Raw genomic sequence first — 22,272 nt, forward strand, 5'->3', positions numbered from 1 at the left:
ATGGAAAAATTCCAAAAACTCACCGGGATCGCGGCGCCCATGCCGTTGGTCAATATCGACACCGACATGATTATCCCGAAGATCTTCCTCAAGACGATCAAGCGGTCCGGTCTGGGCGTGAACCTCTTTGACGAGATGCGCTACGACCGGCAAGGCAACGAGATCCCCGGTTTCGTGCTGAACCAGCCGCAATATCGCGATGCGGAGATCCTGATTGCGGGCGACAACTTTGGCTGTGGTTCGTCGCGCGAACACGCACCTTGGGCGTTGAAGGACTTCGGCATCAAGTCGATCATCTCGACCAGCTTTGCCGACATCTTTTACAGCAACTGCTTCAAGAACGGCATCCTGCCGATCGTGCTGCCGCAAGAGGCCGTCGACGTGTTGATGAAGGATGCGGAGAAGGGTTCCAACGCGCGCATGATCGTCGATCTGGAAAACCAGACCGTGTCGACGTCCGAAGGGGAAACCTTCTCCTTCGAGCTGGATTCGTTCAAGAAGCATTGCCTGCTCGAAGGGCTCGACGATATCGGCTTGTCGCTGGAAAAAGCCCCGGCGATCGACACTTACGAGACCAAGATGGCGCAAGAGCGTCCCTGGGTCTGACGCCCGATCACATGATCCGAAAGGCCCGCCATCGCGCGGGCCTTTTGTTATGTCCGCCAAGGAACTGTACGGATTTCGAAACGTTGATTTAAGTCCTCGCTACTTGGAGAAGCTCAAATGACCTCCCGAACATTTTTCGTGATCTCAGGTATTGTTTTGATCGTTGGCGGCATACTGGCCTTGCTGCTGCCCTTCGCGGCCTCGGTTACGGTTGCCCTGATTGTCGGATGGTCGTTCGTGTTTGCCGGGGCAGTCCACATCGTTGGTGCGTTTCGGGACCGGGACAGTCGCGTGTGGAGCGGCATATTCGGCCTGCTCGAAGTGGCGTTGGGCCTGAGCTTCATCCTTAACCCTTTGACCGGACTGGTGTCCTTGACTGTGCTGCTGGGCGTGCTGTTCTTTGTGTCCGGCGCGATGCAGCTGTACCTCGCGTTTGCCCGTCGGACCGCTGACAGCACATGGATGCTGGCGCTGTCCGGAGCTGTTTCCGTCGCTTTGGCTTTGCTGATCGCCTTCAATTTGCTCAGCGCCTCTGCGACCGTGCCGGGTGTCCTGCTGGGAATTGAACTGATCTCCACCGGTGTAGCGTTCCTGATGCTGCGGCCGCGCAGGCTGGCTCAGTTGCGTGAAGATTTGGATAAAGATCACAGCCACGCCTGACTTTTGACATGACCACATGCGGCGGGCGCGTTCGTCAGGCAGCGGGACTGCTCCGCGACCGGTCAGGCTTCTGAGCCTGCTCCATATGTGACTGTTTTGACGACCTTTTGGATCAGATACGACGGGCTGCTTGTTCGATTCGGGTCAGATTTCCCTTGCGACACAACATCTTGTGAGCCACCACATCAACGTCACGGGGATGCTGCGTCATTGATGCATTCCGGCACCAGTCACACCGCTTTGGCGCTGGAAAATCGTGTGACTCCCGACCTTGTTGTTGTCGTGCCTCGTGAAAAAGGGCAGAATTTGGGCGAGAATGAGGCAGCCCGCCATAAATTGGCGGGGAACGGGATGGAACAAGGTCGCGGCATTGCATCGTGGCTGTCCGGAACGGAAGGGCAGATTAGTGATCTCACGTATGGTGGCGGCTGCGGCGCGCGCTTTCCTTGTTGCATTCCTCATCGCGATTCCCGCGATGTTGCTTCCAGACGTGAACAACGATTCCGCCCAGATCGTCGCGCTGCTGGCGCTGGTTGCTGCGGTTCTGACATTTTCTGAATACGTTTCTGAATTTCCCTCATTGATTGAATTTCGTGACGCGCCGCCGTTCAACCGGATGCGCTTCGGGACGTTGCTGGCCTCGGTCTTGGTGCTGACGCTGATCGCACGTGGTTCGATCCATCCCACCGGCCTCACAGACCTGCTGAATGAGGTGGGATACAACATTGGCGAAGCGATGGATTTTCCGTTTTCGCCCGTGCGGTTGATGGTTCTTGTCTCGCCCGGGGATGCGTCTGGCCCGGCGCGCGATTTGATACGCACGATGGCGGGTTTGGCCTATCTCATTTCGTTGGTAACCATGTTGGTATTTGTCGCCGTTGTGCGGCTGTTGGACTGGCCGATCCGCAATGGGGCTTTCAACTTTTGGGTGAATTTGCCGCTGTTCGACCCGACGACCGGGGGCGACGTGCTGTACCGGCTGAAACGCGATAGCCATTTTAACGTGGCTTTAGGGTTTCTACTGCCATTCTTGATTCCGGCAGTGCTCAAAATGACATCGACCTGGGACGCTGCACCGAACCTTATCGACCACCAACCGCTGATTTGGACGATGATCGCATGGTCCTTTTTGCCCACAAGCTTGATCATGCGCGGCGTCGCTCTGATGCGAATCGCGGATCTGATCGAAGAGAAGCGCCGACGCGCTTACGCGCAGGCCGAGGTGCAGCTGGCCTGATCCTGCTGCTGAGTTACGTTCTGGTGGCCTTTGCCGCGCGCGCCGATGTTCGGATTGCCACATGGCACGGTAATTTCAGCGACAAGGGGCCGGGGCTGCTCTTGCAAGACATATTGGCGGATGAGCGTGACGTGTCACCCATACTGGAAGCTGCTCCTGACATCCTTCTTCTGACCAACTTTGATTTCGACGCCGGCCATGCGGCTTTGGGGGCGTTGCAGGAACGGCTGGCTGCGGATGGTCTGGACCTGCCGTATCTCTATGCGACACGGCCGAATTCAGGTTGGCCGACGGGTCTTGATCTGGACGGAGACGGTCGATTTGGCAGGCCGCGAGATGCGCATGGCTACGGGCAATTTTCGGGTCAGGGCGGGATGGCGCTTTTATCCCGCTATCCGTCAACGTTGGAGCGGGATTTCAGCGATCTTCTTTGGATGGAAGCGCCGGGCAGTGCGATGTCTCCGATGGATGCAGCCCGACAGGTTCAGAGGCTGTCGAGCGTGGCGCATTGGGCCATTTGCGTAGCAACGCCCGAGGGTGACGTATTGCTTTTGACGCTCGCCGCGACACCACCGGTATTCGATGGCCCAGAGGATCGGAATGGTCGCCGGAACTTGGATGAGGTGACGCTTTGGGGGCATTATCTAGATGGGCGACTTGGCGCGCCGCCTGATGTTCCGGCGGTGGTCTTGGGAAACTTCAATGTCGATCCGGACCGGGGCGACGGGCTGCATGATGGAGTGAGGACCATGCTTGCGCATCCTCGGTTGCAAGATCCGCAGGCGGGCACTGACACTGTGACATGGGACCAGACCGGCCCGATGCGTGTCAGCTACGTGCTGCCGGATCGGGTGCTGGAGGTGATGGGAGCGGGCCTTGTACCGCGTGAAGCGCCAAGGGTGCACGGGGCGCACCGGCTGGTTTGGGTGGATGTGGCTGTGCCTGCGAAGGCGCAATTGCTCAAGCCACAGCCGTCTGCAACGGTTCGGCGGCAAACTGGTCAAAACCGCGTAAACACAACCGACCGAACCCAATGTGGTTTACGCCAAATGGCAGGGGGTACCTAACTGGTGGGTTGGAACGGCTGAATTGCTTGGGGCATGTGCAGGCGTGCCAGACTTCGACCAAGCCAGCCGCGTGATTGACAGAAGTAACAACTGTGCGTCAGGGCAATTTTACAGGGTACGGCCTGAGATGGCCAAGGTTCTACGACTTCTGCCAGAGTTAGCAGCGCAACCACTAAAGCTTTTTCACAACCTCAAAGGTCGGTGGGGGATGCAGGGCTGTCTGACACATATCGATTGGTGGTTCGGAAATCTTGGACATGACGCTGGCTGGTTCCGTGGCGCGTTTGACGGATTGCTGATGAGCGCGATCCTGAAGGGCGGTATTGCTGTCGTCACGGTTTGATGGAGGTACGTTTCGGCTGTGGATGCGGGAACCCGCTTAGGCCTTTCGTCGGGCGAAAAGGAGTTTCGGCAGTTTAGCCGGATTGCAGGTCGGCGTTAAATGCACGCGGCCTTGTGGGTCGTGTCTATGTCGCCCAAGATTCTGGCCCATCCGAAGGGGGCTTCGATCTTCTTTCGGCGACGTTGGGACAGAGCATAACTCGGCTGCTGCGCGGCAGTTTCTTGTGGATCAATATCATGAGAGGGAGAAAATGGCGGACCTGCGGTGCGCCGCCATGCGACGTCACTACCATCTTCATGAGGTCGGCGCTGTCTCACCCCATATCCGCCCCAAGGCTCAGTCGCCGAGTCGAACTGCCGGGATGCCGTTTCGCCGACACTGAGCATCTATCAGATCGGCAGCCTTGATATTGGTATGCTTGGGCCAGACGTATCGCGCTCAGATTCGTTGGCCAGACGGTACGGAGACATCGTAGGATGCGATTTCGGGGATACTCAGCCGGACTTGGAGCCGGTGCTACCAAATGCACCAAGCCGCGTCGGTTGGTCTGGCCGGCCGCGTTTGAGGTTATTTGGTTAACGCCCTGCCTGCGGCCCGTCCGGTACGCGCCTCAGGCAAGGGTGCAACCGATTCTGGATCAGTACGCTTCTGCATGGGGGCCGTCGGTGGCCTCCACTTTCAAAGTGCCGTCGTGTTCGGCCAATGGGCCGGTGTAGCTGCCGCGGGCCGGGTAACCCTTGTCGGCGCGGAACTTTACGGCGGCCAGCACGTCCTCGAAAGAGGGACGGGCAAAGGGGAAGGACTGCACCCAGCTTGCATAGATCGTGCCATCGGGCAGCAGGTAGAAAATGCCAGGCTCGCTGAACAGCTCCGGCTCGTCCGAACCGTCACGTGCCTTGCTGATGTGCAGACCCCAATCGCGCGCCTCGGTCATGGAGAGGTCATGCGCGATGGTCAGGTTCTGGACGCCGGTTTCTTCGACGGTGGCATCGGCGCGGGACTTGGTGTCACCGCTGACAGCCACGACATTGACCTTCTGCGCGGCAGCCTCGTCAAGCAGACCTTCGATCTCCTTGAGCTGTGCTTTGCAAATCGGGCAATGCGCCCCGCGGTAAAACACCACGACGGTGCCGTTTTCGCCCATGTCGCGGGCCACGTCGAAGTCGTCCCCGCCAAGGGTCGGCAAGGTCAGGTCGGGAAAGGGTTGGGTCGGGGTCAGCATAAGAGCCTCCTGTCGTCAGATTGCATTGACCCTACAACCCGTGCGGTCTACGCCCGTTCCATCACGAAAACCGGAGTTTAGCCCATGTCCAACCCCTCGCTTCTTATCCTGCCCGGTGACGGGATCGGTCCCGAAGTCATGGCCGAAGTGCGCAAGATCATTGACTGGTACGGTGCAAAGCGCGATCTCGCCTTTGACGTGTCCGAGGATCTGGTGGGGGGCGCGGCCTACGACAAGCACGGCACACCGCTGCACGATGACACCATGGCGAAGGCGCAAACCGTCGACGCCGTCCTGCTGGGGGCCGTGGGCGGTCCGAAGTACGACAACCTTGATTTCAGCGTGAAACCAGAGCGCGGCCTGCTGCGTCTGCGCAAGGAAATGGACCTGTTTGCCAACCTGCGTCCGGCGCAGTGCTTTGACGCGCTGGCGGACTTCTCCTCGCTGAAAAAGGACGTGGTGGCCGGTCTTGATATCATGATCGTGCGGGAACTGACGTCCGGCATCTACTTCGGGGAGCCGCGCGGCATCATCGAAGAGGGCAATGAGCGCGTGGGTATCAACACGCAGCGCTACACGGAGTCCGAGATCGACCGCGTGGCGCGCTCTGCCTTTGAGTTGGCGATGAAGCGCGGCAAGAAGCTGTGTTCCATGGAGAAGGCCAACGTCATGGAATCCGGCATCCTGTGGCGCGAAGTCGTCACCGAGGTTGGCAAGGAGTATCCCGAGGTCGAGCTGTCTCATATGTATGCAGACGCCGGAGCGATGCAGCTCTGCCGCTGGCCCAAGCAGTTCGATGTGATCGTGACCGACAACCTGTTCGGCGACCTGCTGTCCGACGCTGCGGCGATGCTGACGGGGTCGCTGGGAATGCTGCCGTCTGCCTCTTTGGGGCAACCGATGGAGAACGGTCGTCCCAAGGCGCTGTATGAGCCGGTCCATGGCTCTGCGCCGGATATTGCCGGTCAGGGCAAGGCGAACCCGATTGCCTGTATCCTGTCGTTCGCCATGGCGCTGCGCTACTCCTTCGACATGGGCGAAGAAGCGGACCGCCTCGAAAAGGCAGTGGAGCAGGTGCTGGCCGACGGCAAACGCACCGCCGATCTGCTGGGCGAAGAGGGCGTAACCCCGGTTTCCACGTCCGAGATGGGCGATGCCGTTGTGGCGGCACTTGACGCCTCCCTGTAAGGCATTGATGTCATAAGAAAGTTAACGGGCGGTGCAGTCTTGCGCTGCCCGTTTTGTCATACGTGAATGTGTGATGGTTTTGAGCCAAATGCAAAGAAGGTCACATAATAAGCGATATCAAAGTGATGCGGCAAAACATGGCGGGCGCACCCTTGCAAGTTTGCGGAGACCATGCATAGCGTCAAGCCATACGCAAAGCAGGTTCCCCACATGTCACCAAACGCAAAAGGCGCGTTTTTCGCGCTGACCGCCTTCGGTATTTTTGCCACGCATGACGTGGTCGTCAAATATTTGGGCGGGGGCTATTCTCCGTTCCAAGTGATCTTTTTCTCTTCCTTGATGTCGTTTCCGCTGGTCAGCTTCATGCTGATGCGCGACCCGATGCCCGGCACCCTGCGTCCCGTGCATCCGTGGTGGACGGCCATTCGGACCACTGCCGCAGTGCTGAACGGGATGTGCGCCTTTTATGCATTCTCCGTGCTGCCACTGGCGCAGACCTATGCGATCCTGTTTGCCACGCCGCTGTTGATCACGCTGCTGTCGATCCCGTTGCTGGGGGAGCAGGTGGGCTGGCGCCGTGGCCTGGCTGTTGGTGTCGGTCTCTTGGGGGTGATGGTGGTGCTGCGGCCCGGTTCCACGGAACTGTCGAGCGGTCACCTCGCGGCGATGGGGTCCGCGGTGTTTGGCGCGACCGCATCGATCATTGTGCGCAAGGTGGGTCACGCAGAACGGTCCGTCACGCTGTTGCTTTATCCTATGGCCGCGAATTTCGTGGTGGTCGGGATCCTGATGATCGCCGTCTATAAGCCGATGCCGATTATTGATATTGGCGCGACCTCCATGATTTCGCTGCTGGGCTTTGTCGCGGGACTGTTCCTGATCGCGGCCTATAAATCGGGGGAGGCCGCCATCGTCGCCCCCATGCAGTACTCCCAGATCCTTTGGGCCAGTGCCTACGGATTTTTCCTGTTCGACGAGACCATCGACACCTACACGATCATCGGGGCCGGAATCATCATCGCATCCGGCATCTACATCGTTGCCCGCGAAAGCACGAAGGGCGACAGCCAGACACCAGTTCTGCGAACGCGATCGCGCGGTTATGGATCGTCTTTCCGGATCTCTCCCTTCCTGCGCCCGTCGGATCGTCGGAAAATGGCGGCAGACAGCGCGCAGGCCGCTGTCAAAGCAGGCTAGCATTTTGATTGGCAGGGGGCGAAAACGTCTCTTGCCAAATTCGCGCGGTGGTTATATCCCGCGCATCACGGTCGGAGCGTAGCTCAGCCTGGTAGAGCACTGTCTTCGGGAGGCAGGGGCCGGAGGTTCGAATCCTCTCGCTCCGACCAATTTACCAGAGAGTATTGTTGGATTGCACTTTGAGGTCCCGCTGGGACCGATACATGGTGCGACCTTTTGCTATTGTCCCATTTCAATAGGGGTCAATGCCAAGGTCATTGCGTCTCAGAAGACCGGAATGTGCCTAGCTGCCCCATCGACCGACCTCGGGGCGGAACGTTCTTTTTCGCTGGGAAAGTCACGAAAGGCTGTTTTGCGGTCAGCTGGTCCTGACGCGTCATTGTCCAAAGTCGGCCCGTTCGCCCAGTGACACCCAAGACATATATCCTGGATTGCACGGATGTCTGCATCTTGTCTGCGTCTGCAGACTGTCCAGCAGCAAAAACGCCGACCGCTTTTCAGCGACCGGCGTCTTCGACAAGTCCGCGGCACGAGGTAATTCGCCGCTTCCTTGTATTTTAGGTCTCAGGCCCGATTGTTGGCCATCGCATCATCCACAATCTTGCGAACTTCGTCTTTTTCCTTGCCCAGCTTTTGCTGAAGCTTGCCTTCAAGCTGTTCACGATTGCCCTTGGCTTGCTCCAGATCGTCATCTGTGAGGTCGCCGTACGCTTCACGCAGCCTGCCTTTGAGTTCAGTCCAGTTGCCTTCGATACGATCGTTGTCCATAACTTACTCCATTGCTTGATTAAGTTGCGTTAGACAGCCGGGAAGAGAGATCAGTTATTATCGTCTTCCGGCGGGGTAACTTCGATTTCCGGAACCGTGACAGTGACCTCTTCTTCGGTCACATCGACGTCACCAACTTCAGCGTCGAATTCGGGCAGATTACCGCCTTCGACAGAGACCTCGGGCATCGAGCCTTCTTCGGTCTGGTCAATGTCGATCATGTAAATGCCGAAGCCGATTACGACGACTGCAATAATGGCTGCGATGACTGCACCAATACGCATGAAAGTATTCCTTATCTGATTTCAGTGTCTTAGCTTCTGCATCTCAACGTGGTTACGCGGCGTCGGTTCCGGTAATGCCAAAATAATTTGCATGAGGCCAAATTAGAGGGCGGCCCTGTCAGCGCCGGGCGATGATCCAGACGGCGTGTACAATGCCGGGGATATAGCCACAGAGCGTCAGCAGGATGTTCAGCCAGAAGTGTTTTCCAAGGCCAACCTGCAGAAATACGCCCAAGGGCGGCAGCAGGATAGCGAATATAATGCGGATCAGGTCCATGAGGTCCTCGTGTTCGTTGTTCGAGGAGCTAACGGATGGGACGGCTCAGGGTTCCCCGGAAAGATCGCCTAGCGTGTCTGCTTTTACCGCGCCACGCTGGCCAAGAGGCCGATCTTTGCCAACCGTTGTGTCCAGACGGGTCTGCGCTTCCATCTCGGCATCGAGCGTCGCGCCCAGCAATACGATGTAGGCGGACAGCCACAGCCATGTGAGCAGAACGATCACGCCGCCAAGGGCTCCGAATGTCTCATTGTAGCTGCCAAAGGACTGGACGTAGCGGCTGAACCCAACGCTGCCGGCAACCCAGAGCGCACAGGCCAGGGCCGCGCCGGGGGTCAGCCAGCGCCACCGCGCTTTGCGCCGGGACGGGCCGAAACGGTACAGCATGGCGATGCCAAAGACGCCGAGAATGAACAGCAAAGGCCAGCGCAGGATCAGCACAAAGGTCGTGAATTGCGCGTTCTTCGAGACCACCGCAGCGATCGTCGGCATGGCTGCAACGATCCCGACAGCCGTGAGGATGCCGATGATCAGGCACAGAGTCATGACCACGTTTATGGCCTTCAGCTTGACGATATTGCGCGTCTCCCGCTCGCCATTGATGACGTTGAGGCCGATGATCAGGTTGGCCATGGCCTTTGATGCGGAATAAAGCGCCAGCGCTATGGCGAAAACGGCGGCCCACCCGAGCGTGTCATTCGAGGTGGTCACAACGCTGGTCAGCTGGCCCATGAGGATTTCCGCCGCAGCAGAGGGCAGGACGTTTGAAATCGGATCGGAGACGTCGATCAGGAAAGACGGGTCCGTCACCATTCCGGCCAGCGCCACGCCGGCGGTGATCGCTGGAAAGAGGGACAGCAGGCCATAGAACGCGATCCCCGCAGCCAGCAAGCCAAGATTGTCAACGATCATGGTATTGTAGATGCGCATGACAACGTCGATCAGTCCCTTGCGGGGGATCTGGAAGGGGCTGTTTGCAGTGCGGCCTCGGCTCATTGCTGGCTCCGGGTTTTTGGCCTGCCTCAGATGCACGGAGTCAGACGAGGTTTTCAGTCACACCCGGCATTGGTTGCGCCAGTTCAGACCCTTTGTCCTGATCGAAGGGCACCAGGAAACCGCTTCGATGTTCCGGCAGCCGCACCCCGTTGCGTTTTATTTCAGCGTCCCACCACGCCTGCAACGTGCGGGGATGGCGGGCTTCGTCCGGCAGCGGGTTGAACCACCAATGGTCGAAGAGCTTCCTTCTCAGCAAAGCGACGCGCTCTGGCTGTTTCGTTTCGACCGCCACTTCAGTGTCCCACCGCATGGACCGACCGTTCATGTTGGCTGACCCGACGATACCTATATTATCGTCGCTTACCAACACCTTGTTGTGAACGTATATGATTGGCGACCCGGAAAGCACAGCCTTGGATTCGCGCGCCGCAAACACCGGACGGACCGGCGCGGCAAAGGTCACGCGATCCCCAAAGGCCTCGCGCAGAGTGGCCATGGCATCACGTTCCAAGCCGAGGCCGAATTTGGCATCCACTGCTTCGTTGCCTTCGAAGGCCACATCTTCGGGGAGGGCCGGGGTCACGAAGAAGGCTGTCAGATCGGGTTTTTTTGCAGCCTCTTCGGCCAGCGCATCGGCCAGGTAACCAGACCGCAGGAATTGCGTCTCTGCATAGATGAGGTGCTGCGCGCTGCGGAAGGCGCTCACATAAGCATCTTCGATCTCGTGCAACATGGAATTTGGCGAGAGAAAGGGCAGCTGGAATTTGCGTGGGCAGGACAAGGTGCGCTTGATCAGCGGCAGCGCCTTTGGCTGCGTCCTTGCCCCACAGAGCGTTTCGAAGGTCAGAAGATGCTCGCGCGCGTCCTTTGCCTCCGGACCGCGTATGATCAGCTGGACGTCTGACCAGGTCAGATTTGACGGAAGCTCGTGCTTGGGTGTGTCGAAGCGGCGCTCGTTCAGGTCCAGGCCGCCGACATACAGCACCTCCCCGTCGATCACCGCCAGTTTCTGGTGGTGCGTGACGGTGTGAAGCTCTGGCAGGCTGCCGCTGTCCAGGCCGACGGCTTCACGGCTCAAGCGGGCGTGGCGCATCCGTTGCAGGCGGCGGGAGCGTTTGATGATCGCGGCTGGCAACAACGCCAGCCAAGGCAATATCCCAGGTTTGGCTGGGTGCATGGTTGCGCGCACCTCCAGCTGGCCGGGGGAGACATCGACCATTTCGGACAGCGCGACGCCTTGGCGCACCGTACGCCAGGCAAGTTCATGCAGCGGGGTGCCGATGACGGGGTCGAAGTCGCTGACCACCAATACGATTTTGACGCCGCGTTTCAAGGCATGGGCCAGCAGGTCGAACCAGTCTTCCCCTATTGCGCGGCCTTCGGGGCTGCGCAGCTTCGTGGTCATGTCAAAAATACGAAAACCGCCCAGGATCTCCGTCTTAGCGTCAAGCACAGCGCGTTCAAACTCGGGCCATGCTTCGTCCGCCGTGATGAGGACATCGAAATCAAGCGGCATTATTAACCTTTTTCTGAGGCGTGAACCCTCGGCGCGGGAAAGTGATTTCAAGCGCGTAGCAGTCAACCTCTCTGGAATGGGTCACTTGTCCGTCCAGTTGGCGGACAAAGGCGGTCATGAGGCGGTTTCCAAGTCCATCGGTGTTCTCCGCCTCATCGTCGGATCGGCCATCGTCGCTCCCAACGCTGTTTTCCACCCGTAGGTTCACCATGTCTCCATCTGCCTCGCCGACAGTGATCGAGATGCGCGGCGCGGCGTCGGACGAGGTGCCGACATACTTGTAGGCGTTGGACAGGGCTTCGGTCACGAGCATGGACAACGGAACCGCCTGATCGGGAAACAGGGGGACGCTGGCAATCTCGCATTTCAGGACGACGGAGCCGTCGCGGGACATGGTCGAAACGTCGTCCACTACCGCCTGAATCAGATCCTGGGAATCGACAGTGGTCAGGTCGGTGGTGGTATAGAGCGTCCGGTGCAGCATCGCGAGGCCGCGCACCCGGCGCTGAAGCCCGGCAAGCATATGGCGCGCTTCGGCGGAACGTGCAGAACGCGCCTGCATGTTCATGATCGATGCGATGAGCTGCAGGTTGTTCTTGACCCGATGGTGAACTTCTTTCAGCAACACTTCCTTGTCGTGCAGGTCCTGTTCCTGACGGGCTTCGGCGTCTGTCAGGATCAGAACCATGCGATTGAAGGCGCGCTGCGCCTCTTCCAGCTCTTCGGGCGGGTTTTGCAGCTTCAGTGGCTCGGCATGGCGCTCGCCCAAGGCAAATTGGCGCATGGCAGACCGTAACTGTTTGACGTGCCGCACGACCAGTTGTTGCAAACCGAGAAAGGCGACCGCTATTCCGGTTAGCCACATCAGTGCCGGGAAGATCACGGCCATTCTGGCGCGTGGACCTTCGCCACTGCTGCTGGCGACGGATACAGGCCAGCTTCCTACGAGAACCAGCACGTCGTCGATCATCGGCGCGACAGCAAAGAAACGCTCCTCTCCGTTGCCGGCAGAGGCACTGAACGTTTTGCCGACGCGCGTGACCAGTTCATCAAGCGGGACATTCTGTGGCAGGAACGTCGCGGCGGCGCGCACGCCTTCGGATGCGGAGATCACTTTGCCTTCGATGTTTACCGAGGCGAGCTTCAACTCGTTGGATGGCATCGGGTTATCCATCAACGACTCCGCCAGGGAATTCGGGATCGAAATGGACAAAATGCCGAGTGTCTCGCCGTCGAGGACCACGGGATGAGATGCGATGATGACGGGTTGCCCTGTCATAGGGCCCGATGGCAGCATCTCTACCCGGGGGCCATTTTGAGCCATCGCTTCTGCCATCATGCCAGCATCGGAGAAAACCCGCCTTTCGCCGGCGGAACTACAGTTCATCGCACCATCGGCCTGAACGTAGCTGGCATATATGTAAGTTTGTTGGTTGTTGACGAAATTGGCCAGAATTTCGTCACACGGCTCGCCCGTTGTGTTGATGACGGCCGATGCCAAACCCCGTGCGGAGCCGAGCGCTTGCTGAATTAGCTCACGCTCGCCGCTGGCGGCTGCCATTGTCTCCGACAGCAATGCGGCGCGCGACAGAGCCTGAGCCTCGTCCACCACGACTTGCGTCTGGTAGATCGAGATCAGGCCCAGCGGCAGCATTGCCAAGGACATGAGGAACGCGATCCGCGCCCCTAGGCTTTTGGACAGGACCTTCAACACGCTCAAAGCTCATTTATTGTTTCATCACATAGCGTGCTTTTGCGCCGCAACGATGCCTGAGGTCACCCGGTCCGTAAGTTCCAGATGCTCATTCTCGTCGAGGCCCATCAGCTCCGCCAACCGCGCCCGCGCCCGGTTAACCCGGCTTTTCACGGTTCCCACAGCGACACCACAAGTTTCTGCGGCTTCTTCGTAGGAGAACCCCTCTGCACCCACCAGTACCAACGCCTCGCGCTGCTCATCGGAGAGCGTCGCGAATGCTGTATTGAAATCCCGCATCTGAAGGCGCCCGTCGTGGTCCGGCTTCTGGGCCAAACTGGCCGAGAACGTCCCGTCGGGATCGCCCACTTCGCGGCGGGCCTTTCGGTGGTGGGAGTAATAGGTGTTCCGCAGGATGGTAAACAGCCAAGCCCGCAAATTGGTTCCAGTCTCAAATGAATCGATTTTCGTCCAAGCTTTGACGAGAGAATCCTGAACCATGTCATCTGCCAAAGCCGAGTTGCCGGTCAGCGACATGGCGAACGCACGCATTGCACCCAAGTGATCGACCAACTGGTCGCGTGGATCACGATTCTGCATTGCTGTCACCGCCTTCGGGGCCGCCGGACTCCTCGGCTGCACGAAGTTGAGCCAGAAGGTCCGTGAACCGGTCTGGCACATCTTGTTTCGTAACGTCCCCGTAGGCGCGTTTCAGATTGTCATCGATTTCCTGCTGCACCTTTGAAGTCTTCCGATCTGAGTTCATCTGCTGCACACTTTTGCCATCGTTTCGGAACTCAACACGAATGCGTGAGTTTTGTTCCTGCAAGCCGAAAAAAATAGGCTGCCGCACTGCGTCCCCTGCAGTTTCGCGCGCCCACACTTCTGCCTGCACTTTTTTTCATTGTCTCGGGAACATAACCGGGTGCAAGGCGTTTGGTTCCCAAGCAAATGAAAAATATATTGATGGAAAGCAGACGATGAGCACATCTCAGTCTTCGGATCTTACCAGCGTGATCGGCAGCAACCTGCCGTTTTTGCGTCGTTACGCACGTGCGTTAACCGGGTCACAAGAGAAGGGGGACAACTATGCCGCCGCAACTCTTGAGGCGATCCTGAGCGATTTCGACAGTTTTGACCGTTCCATCCCCGCGAAAGTGGCTTTGTTCCGGGTGTTTCAGATGATCTGGAACAGCACGGGAGGTGCTCTGGCAGACGATGCAGCCGGTTTGGCGGCAAAGGCGCAAAAGCACCTCGGCCGTCTGACACGTGACACCCGCGAGGCGTTGTTGCTGCACACAATCGAAGAAATGTCGTTCGATGAAGTGGGCACGGTTCTGGACGTGTCCGAGGATGAAGCGCGCTCGCTCGTCGACATCGCCTATGTCGAGATGGCCAAGTCGATCAACGGCAAGGTCATGATCATCGAGGATGAGGCGATCATCGCCATGGACCTTGAGAGCATTGTTGGCGAGATGGGCCATCAGGTCACAGGCATTGCCAAGACGGAGACAGAGGCGCTGGCGCTTTATGAGCAGCAGGCTCCGGATCTGATCCTCTCGGACATTCAGCTGGCTGACCTGTCCAGCGGCGTAGACGCGGTGAACAAGATCCTTGGCGACAATTCGGATATTCCGGTGATCTTCATCACCGCTTTCCCGGAGCGTTTGCTGACGGGTGAAAGCCCTGAACCGGCGTTCCTGATTGCCAAGCCGTACACCGAAGAACAGGTGCGCTCGGCAGTGAGCCAAGCGATGTTCTTCTCATCAACAGAGACGCTTCAGGCGTAAGGGTACGCCTCCAAAAGAAGACCGGGCCACTCAGGAGTGCGCCCGGTTTTTTTGACATCAGGCGAACGATTAACGCGCCAGACGCTCCATCGGCAGGCTGATGTGATGGGAAAAGGTGTCCGGCGTCACGTCTGTCACGATAGTGCCCGACAATTGAGATTCGACGGAGATGCTCAGCAGTTGCGAGCCAAAGCCGCTGCCCTTTGTCTGGGTCACGTCCTCCCAGCATTGGCCCGTCTCCGTCCAGTCGATCTCCAGCCGTTCATTCTTGACCTGCCATTGCACGCAGAGATGCCCGCCCTCGACGGACAACGCACCGTACTTCGCTGCATTCGTTGCAAGTTCATGCACCGTGAGCGCCAGGTAAACGGCTGCTTTTGGTCCGATCCACACGTCCGGTCCGGAGATATCCAGTCGCGCTGTGCCAGAGTAGGGCGCCAGCAGTTTTTCCAGCAGGCCGTCGATTTGAGCGCCTTCGGCGTCGGCCTTGGTGTCGCTGGCCTCCACCACGGGGACGATCATGGAGTGCGCCGCGTTCAGGGCGCTGAGGCGTTTTGCGATGCTTTCAGCCAGCTCATCTACACTTGTCGCGGTGCGCCGATCCATGCGCACCATGCCATTGATCAGCGAAAACAGGTTGCGCACGCGGTGGTTCATTTCCTGCAATACCACGTCGCGTTCGCTGACGGTCTGTCGCAGCGCAAGATCGGTTTCCAGCATGGCGACTAGGTCATTCAAAGCGTCCAGATCGTCCTGCGTCCAGTCGCGGGGCTTGCCATCGATAACACAAAAAGAGCCAAGCACCTCGCCGCCCGGAGCATGAATCGGGACACCGAGGTAGGCGATCACATTCAAATCGTGCACTGCGCCATTGTCCGACAGCACAGGATCGAGGCGTGAGTCAGCGATCATCAGAGGCTTTCCGGAGCTGACGACATATTGACAAAAGGAGTGCGTCAGCGGTGTTCCCTGATCTTCCAATGCTTTGCCTTCAAGGCCGATATGCGCCTTGAAGTGCTGGCGCTCGGTGTCGACGTAAGAGACAAGACTGACGGGTGCCCCGAGGATCCGGCTGGCCAGACGGACGCAGCGATCGTGGGGTTTGTCCGGCCCGCCGGCCATCAGCCCGCTGGCCTTCAGCACATCCAGACGAACAGGATCGCTCAATTTCAGCACATGGTCGGAGGTTTCGGCTTGTTGATGCAGTCCGCTGCCAAGTCGCATTTCCGTCATTCACCTAGGCCCCGGTCCTAAAAACATGTAGGCGACCTTATCTATAGCTAAATTCGCAGTAAAAAAGAAAAAAGATCCGGAACAGTTAAGCCCCGGGTCTAGTTGCTTGCTTTCAGCTCCGTCTCTGGCAACCTGTTGTAGGTCAGCTTGAACGTCCTCGCACGGCGCGCATGATCAATGCACCGACGAAAAGAATCAAAAACAAGACGAATAGAATTTGGGCCACGCCTGCCGAAGCAGAGGCGATACCGCCAAACCCAAAGATCCCCGCGATCACGGCGACCACGAAAAACATTATTGTCCAATACAGCATATCTTTCTCTACCTTCTGTTGATGCGTTGTGATCGTTCAACCTTTTTCGGGTCGTGGAAGTTCCCTTCAACGTGACGCGAAGAGACCGGAGCGCAGCGGAGTTCGGTCTTTGTCGTTTGCAAGTGGTCGCGGAACCTTTTCGCCCTAGCGGTGTTGAGCAGATGAAAAGGAGATACATCATGAGTGCTTCGAAAAACCCTATTCGCAATGGCTCTGGCATGGAAAAAGCCACCGCACATGCCCGCGACGCTGTTGACAGTGCACGTGAGTCGCTCGAGGGCGGCTACACAGAGGCCCGTGAGCACGCCGCACGTGCATTCGACGCTGCAAGTGAAAGCGTCGAGGCTGCATATGAAGAGAGCGCGCTCGCTGTGCGAGATGCGCACGGTCAGCTTGAAACCATGGTGCGCAACAACCCGACCACGGCGTTGCTTGGCGCGGCCGGTGTCGGCTTGCTCGTCGGCCTGGCGTTGAAAGCGCGTCGCTGAGTTTGGCTCTCGCCGTGGACCGCTGACGCGGTCTGCGGCGCAACCCTTTGATAACAGACCGCTAACGGCAAAAGGGGAAACGCACCCGAATGACACATCACAATCCATCTGCCGCCGGAATTCCGGCCTATATCGTGGCCCTCATGGAGGAGCTGCGTTCTCTTGTTCGGGTCGAGCTTGCGCTGGCGAAGGCTGAAATGTCGCGCGGCGCGGCGCGCATGGCTTTGGGCGCCGTGATGTTGGTTGTTGCCGCGATCTTCATGTTCGTGGCTTTGATGGTGCTGTCGGCCGCCGCCGTGATCGCCTTGTACGAGGTGCTGGGCTGGACGCTGATGTGGTCGGTTTTGACCGTCGGCTTTTCCGCGCTGGGTCTGGCGGTGATTTTAGCGCTGGTCGGCGCTCACAGGATCAAGCCAGGCGCATTGGTTCCGCATCGAGCCATGGCCAATTTACGGGCCGATCTGTCGGCAACGACGGAGGCCCCTCATGCCAAACCGTATTGATGAACTGGAAGCCCAGGCTGCCGTACACCGCGCCGGCTTGGCTGCGGCCCTGGCCGGACTTACTCAAAATGCACAACCTGCGGCCTTGATGGGCACGGACATTGCGCAGACGGTGGCTCAAACGGCATTGAAGACTGCCAAACGCAACCCGCTTGGCGCGGCCCTGATGGGCGTTGGCCTTGCCATGCTGATCGCCAAGAGCGGTCAGGCGAAACCGCCCACGGCGGCAGAGGCCGGGACCAAGGCCCCGACGCCGGATACGTCGCCATCCGCTGAAGCAATGCGGCTGACGTTGCACGAGGGGCTGGGGCATTTGCCGCCAGAGGCCCGCAAACGCGTCATTCGTAAGCGGATCGAGGCGATGGAAGCTCAGGAAGAGGTGGAAAAACGTCCGACCGATCCCTTGGGCGTCATCAAGGAACACAAGATGGTGGCCTTCCTGGCCATTGCGGGCATCGGCCTTGCGGCGGCAAAGCTTTGGCCGAGCAAGGGTTTGAAAGCCCAAGAAAAACGCGACCAACACATGCGCGCCGCCGAAGCCCAGCTTCAGGTTGAAGAGGCGCGCACTCAGCCCTTTCCGGGCACGAACCCCGCTGCGAAACCCGCTGCTCAACACGATTTACACGACAGGATCTGATATATGTGGCGGCTCACCAATCGCGAGACCCGAATTGCGGCGCAGGCGTTGATTTTGATTGCAGCGCTCGCAACAATCGCGGCCATGAAATTGGCCGGAGATCTCGTTGCGCCCGTTGCACTTGGTCTTGTTGTGGGCGTCGTGTTGGCGCCCTTCGTAAACCGACTTGGCAGGCTCGGTGTACCGCGCGCGGTCAGCGCCTCGGTTGCGTTGTTCTTGGCTGTTGTTCTCTTGCTTCTGTTTATTTCCGCTCTTGGCCCGGTCATGTCCGGGCTGATGGAGGAAATCCCGAAAATCCAGAGCGAAATCCGTGACTGGGTCGATGAGATTGTCCGCATGGTTCGCGGGGCAGAGGCCCTGGGGCGTGAGATCGAGGAAACCATTGCCGAAGGCGGTGATGAGGCTGTGAAAGCTGCCGTGCCGACATTGATCGACGCGCTTTGGATGGCACCGAACTTTGCTGCACAGGCGCTGATCTTTGCCGGGACGTTGTTCTTCTTTGTTCTGACGGCTGACGAAATCTACAAGTTCATCCCGACGCGCGCTGCCGCACTTCGGGACGCGGACCGCGCGGTTTCGCACTACTTTGTGACCGTTACGTTCATCAATGCGTGCCTTGGCCTTGGGACCTTTGGTGTGATGACCCTGATTGGCTTGCCCAATGCGATGCTTTGGGGCGGTGCGGCCTTTATCCTGAATTTCGTGCTTTACCTAGGGCCGGTCATGATGATGGCAGCCTTGCTGGTCGGCGGCGCGATGCATTTCACCGGGGCGATGGTCGTGGTGCCATTGGTGGGTTTCCTCTGTCTTAACATGATTGAGGCACAGTTCGTCACACCTTCCTTGGTCGGTCAGCGCCTGCACCTGAACCCGCTGCTGGTCTTTCTGGCGATCCTGTTTGGCTTGTGGCTTTGGGGGCCGGTAGGCGGTATCGTCTCCTTGCCGATCTTGGTCTGGGTGCTGGTGTTCAGTGGTCACAAGACCGAGGCCAGCGAAGAGCCTGCGCCCGACCCTCTGCCGGATGCTGTATAACGCATCGCACTAGGGGAGCATTTGTGCTGTCTTGAACATCGGATCGCCTCCGGGACTGACGAAAGGTCGCCGAATGACATCGCACTATCGACCCCTTGCTTTGACCGAAACTGCCGAAGGAGAGCCGCGCCGAACGGGTGTCGAGATCGAATTTGCCGGTCTGAATGAGGTCCAGGCGGCGGATGTGGTGTTCCAGACCTTCGGTGGGCACATCGAAGAAGGGGAAAGCCACGAACTGACCGTGATCGGGACCGTGATTGGCGACATCCGGGTCGAACTGGACACGGTTCTGCGGAAGAAAAAGAACATTCCGCTTTTGCAGATGGGATTGGACTTGGCCACGGGCCTTGTCCCGGTGGAGATCATCACAGGGCCCTTGACCCGCGAGAAGGTCGCGCGGCTGGACGCCTTGACCGATGCTTTGCGTCAGGCGGGTGCGACAGGCACGCGCGACGGACTCCTGCTGGGATTTGGCGTGCATCTGAATCCGGAGGTGGTGTCGCTGGACGATCCGCATACCATGCAGACGATCCTTGCCTATGGACTGTTGGAACCTTGGTTGCGGCGTCAGGAAGATCTGGATGTGACACGGCGGCTGATGCCGTTTGTGAACCAATGGCCATCGGCCTTCGTTACGGAATTGGCGCGGTCGCGACCGTCGTCGCTTGCGGATTTGATGGTTGTGATGGCGCGGCACGTGCAATCGCGCAACCACGGGCTGGACCTGTTTCCGCTTTTTGCGCACGCGAACGAGAGCCTTTACAACCGCATGTTTCCGGAACCGGACAAGACCGCGGCGCGCCCGACGTTTCACTTTCGTTTGCCCGACTGCCGCATCGACGAGGCCGATTGGTCATTGGCGCAAGCGTGGAAGCTGTGGTGGACTGTCGAGGACGTGGCGCAGAATGGCGCGTTGCTGGACTCGTTGCGCAAGGCGTGGATCGACCACATGCACACGGCACCGGGTGCGGACAAGCGCTGGTCTGATAAAGTTGACCGTATGATGAGGGATCATGGCGTCGAGGCTGTACAATGACGCGACCTATCATCGGTGTGACCGTCTCTGACCGCAGCGGTTGGCGTATCTTTCCGCTTATCAATCTGAACCTCTGGCTGGCGGGTGCCCGTGGCGTGCGTTGGGGGGCCAAGCGGGACTGCGATTTGTCCAAGGTCGACGGTATCGTCATCGGTGGCGGCGACGATATCGGCCCGGAGCTATACGGCGGCACGCTTGGGGTATCTGCGCGTTTGGACCACGACCGCGATGAGTTGGAACGCTCGCTGGCAGAGCAGGCCGCGGATCTGAACATGCCGGTTCTGGGCATTTGCCGTGGCGCCCAGATGCTGAACGTGGCGCTCGGCGGCACGCTGGACCAGAACGCGTGGCAAACCTTTGGCATGGACAACAAGATCAAGACGATCCTGCCAAAACGCGAAATCTGCGTGGACAATGATACGCTGCTGGCCAAACACACTGGACCGGAACCGATGAAGGTCAACGCCTTACACACCCAAGCGGTGAAGGAACTGGGCGAGGGGCTGCAAGTCTGCGCGCGGGACACGGCCGGCATGGTGCAAGCGATCGAACGGACCTCGGACCCGTTTGCGATCGGCGTCCAGTGGCATCCGGAGCATCTGTTTTACGCCCATCGGCAACGCGCGATCTTTCACGCTTTGGTCGCTGCGGCGCGTGCGCGGCGGGAGCGTCGCGGCCAGAACGAGGCCGCTCGGGCGGAGGCGCGGCTGGCGTAAGAGCGCCTGGCGGCCACATCCCTGTGATCCTTTGGAATTCGGCGTGGAAATCCGCGTCGAATCCTGTATATGAACCCCTTCTTCTCCCAGAGGATGGCTCTTATGACCGACGCTCCCATCACACAGGACGTGTTGACGATCCCGCGCAAGCAGCCCGAAGGCGGCAAGCAAAACATCATCGGCCTGACCCGTGTCGCCCTGCGCGACGCGCTGATTGCCATGGGCACGCCGGAAAAACAGGCCAAGATGCGGGTGAACCAGATCTGGCAGTGGGTCTATTTCTGGGGCGTGCGTGATTTTGCCGAGATGACCAACCTTGCCAAAGGGTATCGCGAGCAACTTGACGCAGCATTCATTATTCAGTTGCCTGAGATGGTGTCCAAGCAGGTCAGCGCCGACGGCACGCGCAAATATCTGGTTCGGATCGCAGGCGGGCATGAGGTCGAGGTCGTCTACATCCCCGAGACGGATCGTGGAACGCTGTGCATTTCGTCTCAGGTCGGGTGCACGCTGACCTGTTCCTTCTGCCACACGGGCACGCAGAAGCTGGTGCGCAACCTGACGGCGGGCGAGATCGTCGGCCAGATCATGATGGCGCGTGACGACTTGGGCGAATGGCCCGAGCACGGCATGGGCACCGGAGATCAGGGGCCGCGCCTGTTGTCCAACGTCGTGCTGATGGGCATGGGCGAACCATTGTACAACTTCGACAATGTGCGCGACGCGATGAAGATCGCCATGGACAATGAGGGCATCGCCCTGTCCCGACGCCGCATCACGCTGTCCACCTCTGGCGTCGTGCCGGAGATCACCAAATGCGCCGAAGAGATCGGCTGCCTGATGGCGGTGTCTTTTCACGCAACCACAGACGAGGTGCGCGACAAGCTGGTGCCGATCAACAAGCGCTGGAACATTGAGACGTTGCTGGACACGCTTCGGGAATACCCGCGGTTGTCGAATTCGGAACGCATCACCTTTGAGTATGTGATGCTCAAGGACGTGAACGACAGTGATGCTGATGCGCGCCGGTTGGTGCGATTGATCCAGGGCATCCCGGCCAAAATCAACTTGATCCCCTTCAACGAATGGCCAGGCTCGCCCTACCAGCGGTCGGATTGGGAACGGATCGAGAAGTTCGCTGATATCATTTACAAGGCGGGCTACGCGTCTCCGATCCGCACACCGCGCGGCGAGGACATCATGGCCGCCTGTGGTCAATTGAAGTCCGCCACAGAGCGGGAGCGCAAATCCCGCAAGCAAATCGCAGCAGAGACAGGCACTGCCTGATCTTGTCCCTGATTGCTGCCTTTGATCCTTTGTGGACGGGTATTTCGTCCTAAAGCGATGAGGCCGTTTATCAGCGATATGTGCTTCGAATGGGCGGGCATGACCTGCGGCGGCTGCACTGTTCGGTTTCAGTGCTTGACGCCGTGGGTGTCATGACCGGCCTTTGTTTTAATCTGCGGCCTC

The 22,272-nt window shown here is 58.8% G+C and carries 26 protein-coding genes and 1 tRNA gene; 16 read left to right on the forward strand and 11 right to left on the reverse strand.

From position 1 onward, the window contains the following. The 5 genes from leuD (at position 1) to J4E08_RS05355 (ending at position 3,913) form a co-directional block, all read left to right on the forward strand. Positions 1-606, forward strand: coding sequence for a 3-isopropylmalate dehydratase small subunit (gene leuD, locus J4E08_RS05335; RefSeq protein ID WP_183962517.1), 606 nt, complete (start codon positions 1-3; stop codon positions 604-606). 117 nt (positions 607-723) lie between these two features. Then, positions 724-1,266 carry an HdeD family acid-resistance protein gene (locus tag J4E08_RS05340; protein ID WP_349537606.1) on the forward strand — a complete coding sequence of 181 codons (543 nt, stop codon included), beginning with the start codon at positions 724-726 and terminating at the stop codon, positions 1,264-1,266. 406 nt (positions 1,267-1,672) lie between these two features. Beyond that, complete coding sequence (locus tag J4E08_RS05345) at positions 1,673-2,503, forward strand: hypothetical protein (RefSeq protein WP_349537607.1); 831 nt, start codon at positions 1,673-1,675, stop codon at positions 2,501-2,503. Next, positions 2,386-3,570: an endonuclease/exonuclease/phosphatase family protein gene (locus tag J4E08_RS05350; protein WP_349537608.1), complete on the forward strand. Its 1,185-nt coding sequence runs from the start codon at positions 2,386-2,388 to the stop codon at positions 3,568-3,570. Before J4E08_RS05345 ends, J4E08_RS05350 begins: the two co-directional genes overlap by 118 nt. 127 nt (positions 3,571-3,697) lie before the next feature. Continuing rightward, the gene (locus tag J4E08_RS05355) at positions 3,698-3,913 is read left to right on the forward strand and encodes a hypothetical protein (RefSeq protein ID WP_349537609.1); all 216 of its coding nucleotides are present in this window, start codon (positions 3,698-3,700) and stop codon (positions 3,911-3,913) included. A 637-nt stretch (positions 3,914-4,550) separates the two neighbouring features. Here the strand turns inward: J4E08_RS05355 and J4E08_RS05365 are convergent. Next, positions 4,551-5,135, reverse strand: a complete 585-nt coding sequence (locus J4E08_RS05365; RefSeq protein WP_349537610.1) for a peroxiredoxin-like family protein — start codon at positions 5,133-5,135, stop codon at positions 4,551-4,553. Between the two features lie 84 nt (positions 5,136-5,219). Here J4E08_RS05365 and leuB point away from each other — a divergent pair, with 84 nt between their 5' ends. From leuB to J4E08_RS05380, 3 genes are all read left to right on the forward strand, one after another. Then, positions 5,220-6,323: a 3-isopropylmalate dehydrogenase gene (gene leuB, locus J4E08_RS05370; protein WP_183962521.1), complete on the forward strand. Its 1,104-nt coding sequence runs from the start codon at positions 5,220-5,222 to the stop codon at positions 6,321-6,323. 210 nt (positions 6,324-6,533) lie between these two features. Then, on the forward strand, positions 6,534-7,520 hold the full coding sequence (locus J4E08_RS05375; RefSeq protein ID WP_349537611.1) for a DMT family transporter: 987 nt from the start codon (positions 6,534-6,536) through the stop codon (positions 7,518-7,520). 72 nt (positions 7,521-7,592) lie between these two features. After that, a tRNA-Pro gene (locus J4E08_RS05380) sits at positions 7,593-7,669 on the forward strand. A gap of 415 nt (positions 7,670-8,084) precedes the next feature. On the opposite strand, the gene J4E08_RS05385 is transcribed toward J4E08_RS05380, so the two are convergent. The 8 genes from J4E08_RS05385 to J4E08_RS05420 form a co-directional block, all read right to left on the reverse strand. After that, entirely contained in the window at positions 8,085-8,288 is a 204-nt protein-coding gene (locus J4E08_RS05385) for a CsbD family protein (protein WP_183962523.1), read from the reverse strand. A gap of 50 nt (positions 8,289-8,338) precedes the next feature. Next, the gene (locus tag J4E08_RS05390) at positions 8,339-8,572 is read right to left on the reverse strand and encodes a hypothetical protein (RefSeq protein ID WP_183962524.1); all 234 of its coding nucleotides are present in this window, start codon (positions 8,570-8,572) and stop codon (positions 8,339-8,341) included. A 118-nt stretch (positions 8,573-8,690) separates the two neighbouring features. Then, on the reverse strand, positions 8,691-8,849 hold the full coding sequence (locus J4E08_RS05395) for a YqaE/Pmp3 family membrane protein (RefSeq protein WP_183962525.1): 159 nt from the start codon (positions 8,847-8,849) through the stop codon (positions 8,691-8,693). Between the two features lie 45 nt (positions 8,850-8,894). Beyond that, positions 8,895-9,845, reverse strand: coding sequence for a YihY/virulence factor BrkB family protein (locus J4E08_RS05400; RefSeq protein ID WP_183962526.1), 951 nt, complete (start codon positions 9,843-9,845; stop codon positions 8,895-8,897). Positions 9,846-9,885: 40 nt separating this feature from the next. Beyond that, positions 9,886-11,361, reverse strand: coding sequence for a phospholipase D family protein (locus J4E08_RS05405; RefSeq protein ID WP_349537612.1), 1,476 nt, complete (start codon positions 11,359-11,361; stop codon positions 9,886-9,888). After that, a complete protein-coding gene (locus J4E08_RS05410) occupies positions 11,351-13,075 on the reverse strand; it encodes a histidine kinase dimerization/phosphoacceptor domain -containing protein (RefSeq protein ID WP_183962528.1) in 1,725 nt (574 codons plus the stop codon). The genes J4E08_RS05405 and J4E08_RS05410 overlap by 11 nt, the downstream gene beginning before the upstream one ends. Positions 13,076-13,099: 24 nt before the next feature. Beyond that, positions 13,100-13,654 (reverse strand): RNA polymerase sigma factor, encoded by a 555-nt coding sequence (locus J4E08_RS05415; RefSeq protein WP_183962529.1) that lies wholly within the window; start codon positions 13,652-13,654, stop codon positions 13,100-13,102. Then, positions 13,641-13,949, reverse strand: a complete 309-nt coding sequence (locus tag J4E08_RS05420) for a NepR family anti-sigma factor (RefSeq protein WP_349537613.1) — start codon at positions 13,947-13,949, stop codon at positions 13,641-13,643. Before J4E08_RS05420 ends, J4E08_RS05415 begins: the two co-directional genes overlap by 14 nt. An 85-nt stretch (positions 13,950-14,034) precedes the next feature. Here J4E08_RS05420 and J4E08_RS05425 point away from each other — a divergent pair, with 85 nt between their 5' ends. Continuing rightward, entirely contained in the window at positions 14,035-14,844 is an 810-nt protein-coding gene (locus tag J4E08_RS05425; protein WP_349537614.1) for a response regulator, read from the forward strand. Between the two features lie 69 nt (positions 14,845-14,913). Here the strand turns inward: J4E08_RS05425 and J4E08_RS05430 are convergent, their stop codons facing one another. Next, positions 14,914-16,077 carry an HWE histidine kinase domain-containing protein gene (locus tag J4E08_RS05430; RefSeq protein WP_349537615.1) on the reverse strand — a complete coding sequence of 388 codons (1,164 nt, stop codon included), beginning with the start codon at positions 16,075-16,077 and terminating at the stop codon, positions 14,914-14,916. A 142-nt stretch (positions 16,078-16,219) separates the two neighbouring features. Continuing rightward, on the reverse strand, positions 16,220-16,390 hold the full coding sequence (locus J4E08_RS05435) for a DUF1328 domain-containing protein (RefSeq protein ID WP_349537616.1): 171 nt from the start codon (positions 16,388-16,390) through the stop codon (positions 16,220-16,222). 179 nt (positions 16,391-16,569) lie between these two features. Here J4E08_RS05435 and J4E08_RS05440 point away from each other — a divergent pair, with 179 nt between their 5' ends. The 7 genes from J4E08_RS05440 (at position 16,570) to rlmN (ending at position 22,089) form a co-directional block, all read left to right on the forward strand. Beyond that, positions 16,570-16,878 carry a hypothetical protein gene (locus tag J4E08_RS05440; RefSeq protein ID WP_183962533.1) on the forward strand — a complete coding sequence of 103 codons (309 nt, stop codon included), beginning with the start codon at positions 16,570-16,572 and terminating at the stop codon, positions 16,876-16,878. 89 nt (positions 16,879-16,967) lie between these two features. Continuing rightward, the gene (locus J4E08_RS05445; RefSeq protein WP_349537617.1) at positions 16,968-17,381 is read left to right on the forward strand and encodes a phage holin family protein; all 414 of its coding nucleotides are present in this window, start codon (positions 16,968-16,970) and stop codon (positions 17,379-17,381) included. Continuing rightward, positions 17,365-18,018 (forward strand): hypothetical protein, encoded by a 654-nt coding sequence (locus J4E08_RS05450; protein WP_349537618.1) that lies wholly within the window; start codon positions 17,365-17,367, stop codon positions 18,016-18,018. The genes J4E08_RS05445 and J4E08_RS05450 overlap by 17 nt, the downstream gene beginning before the upstream one ends. A gap of 3 nt (positions 18,019-18,021) precedes the next feature. Then, entirely contained in the window at positions 18,022-19,050 is a 1,029-nt protein-coding gene (locus tag J4E08_RS05455) for an AI-2E family transporter (RefSeq protein ID WP_183962536.1), read from the forward strand. Between the two features lie 100 nt (positions 19,051-19,150). After that, positions 19,151-20,086 carry an amidoligase family protein gene (locus J4E08_RS05460; RefSeq protein ID WP_349537619.1) on the forward strand — a complete coding sequence of 312 codons (936 nt, stop codon included), beginning with the start codon at positions 19,151-19,153 and terminating at the stop codon, positions 20,084-20,086. Then, positions 20,083-20,802, forward strand: a complete 720-nt coding sequence (locus tag J4E08_RS05465) for a gamma-glutamyl-gamma-aminobutyrate hydrolase family protein (RefSeq protein ID WP_349537620.1) — start codon at positions 20,083-20,085, stop codon at positions 20,800-20,802. The genes J4E08_RS05460 and J4E08_RS05465 overlap by 4 nt, the downstream gene beginning before the upstream one ends. Positions 20,803-20,904: 102 nt before the next feature. Further along, a complete protein-coding gene (gene rlmN / locus J4E08_RS05470; protein WP_183962539.1) occupies positions 20,905-22,089 on the forward strand; it encodes a dual-specificity RNA methyltransferase RlmN in 1,185 nt (394 codons plus the stop codon). The last annotated feature ends 183 nt before the right edge of the window (positions 22,090-22,272 follow it).

The organism is Sagittula sp. NFXS13 (assembly GCF_040148795.1).
Lineage (GTDB): Bacteria > Pseudomonadota > Alphaproteobacteria > Rhodobacterales > Rhodobacteraceae > Sagittula > Sagittula marina.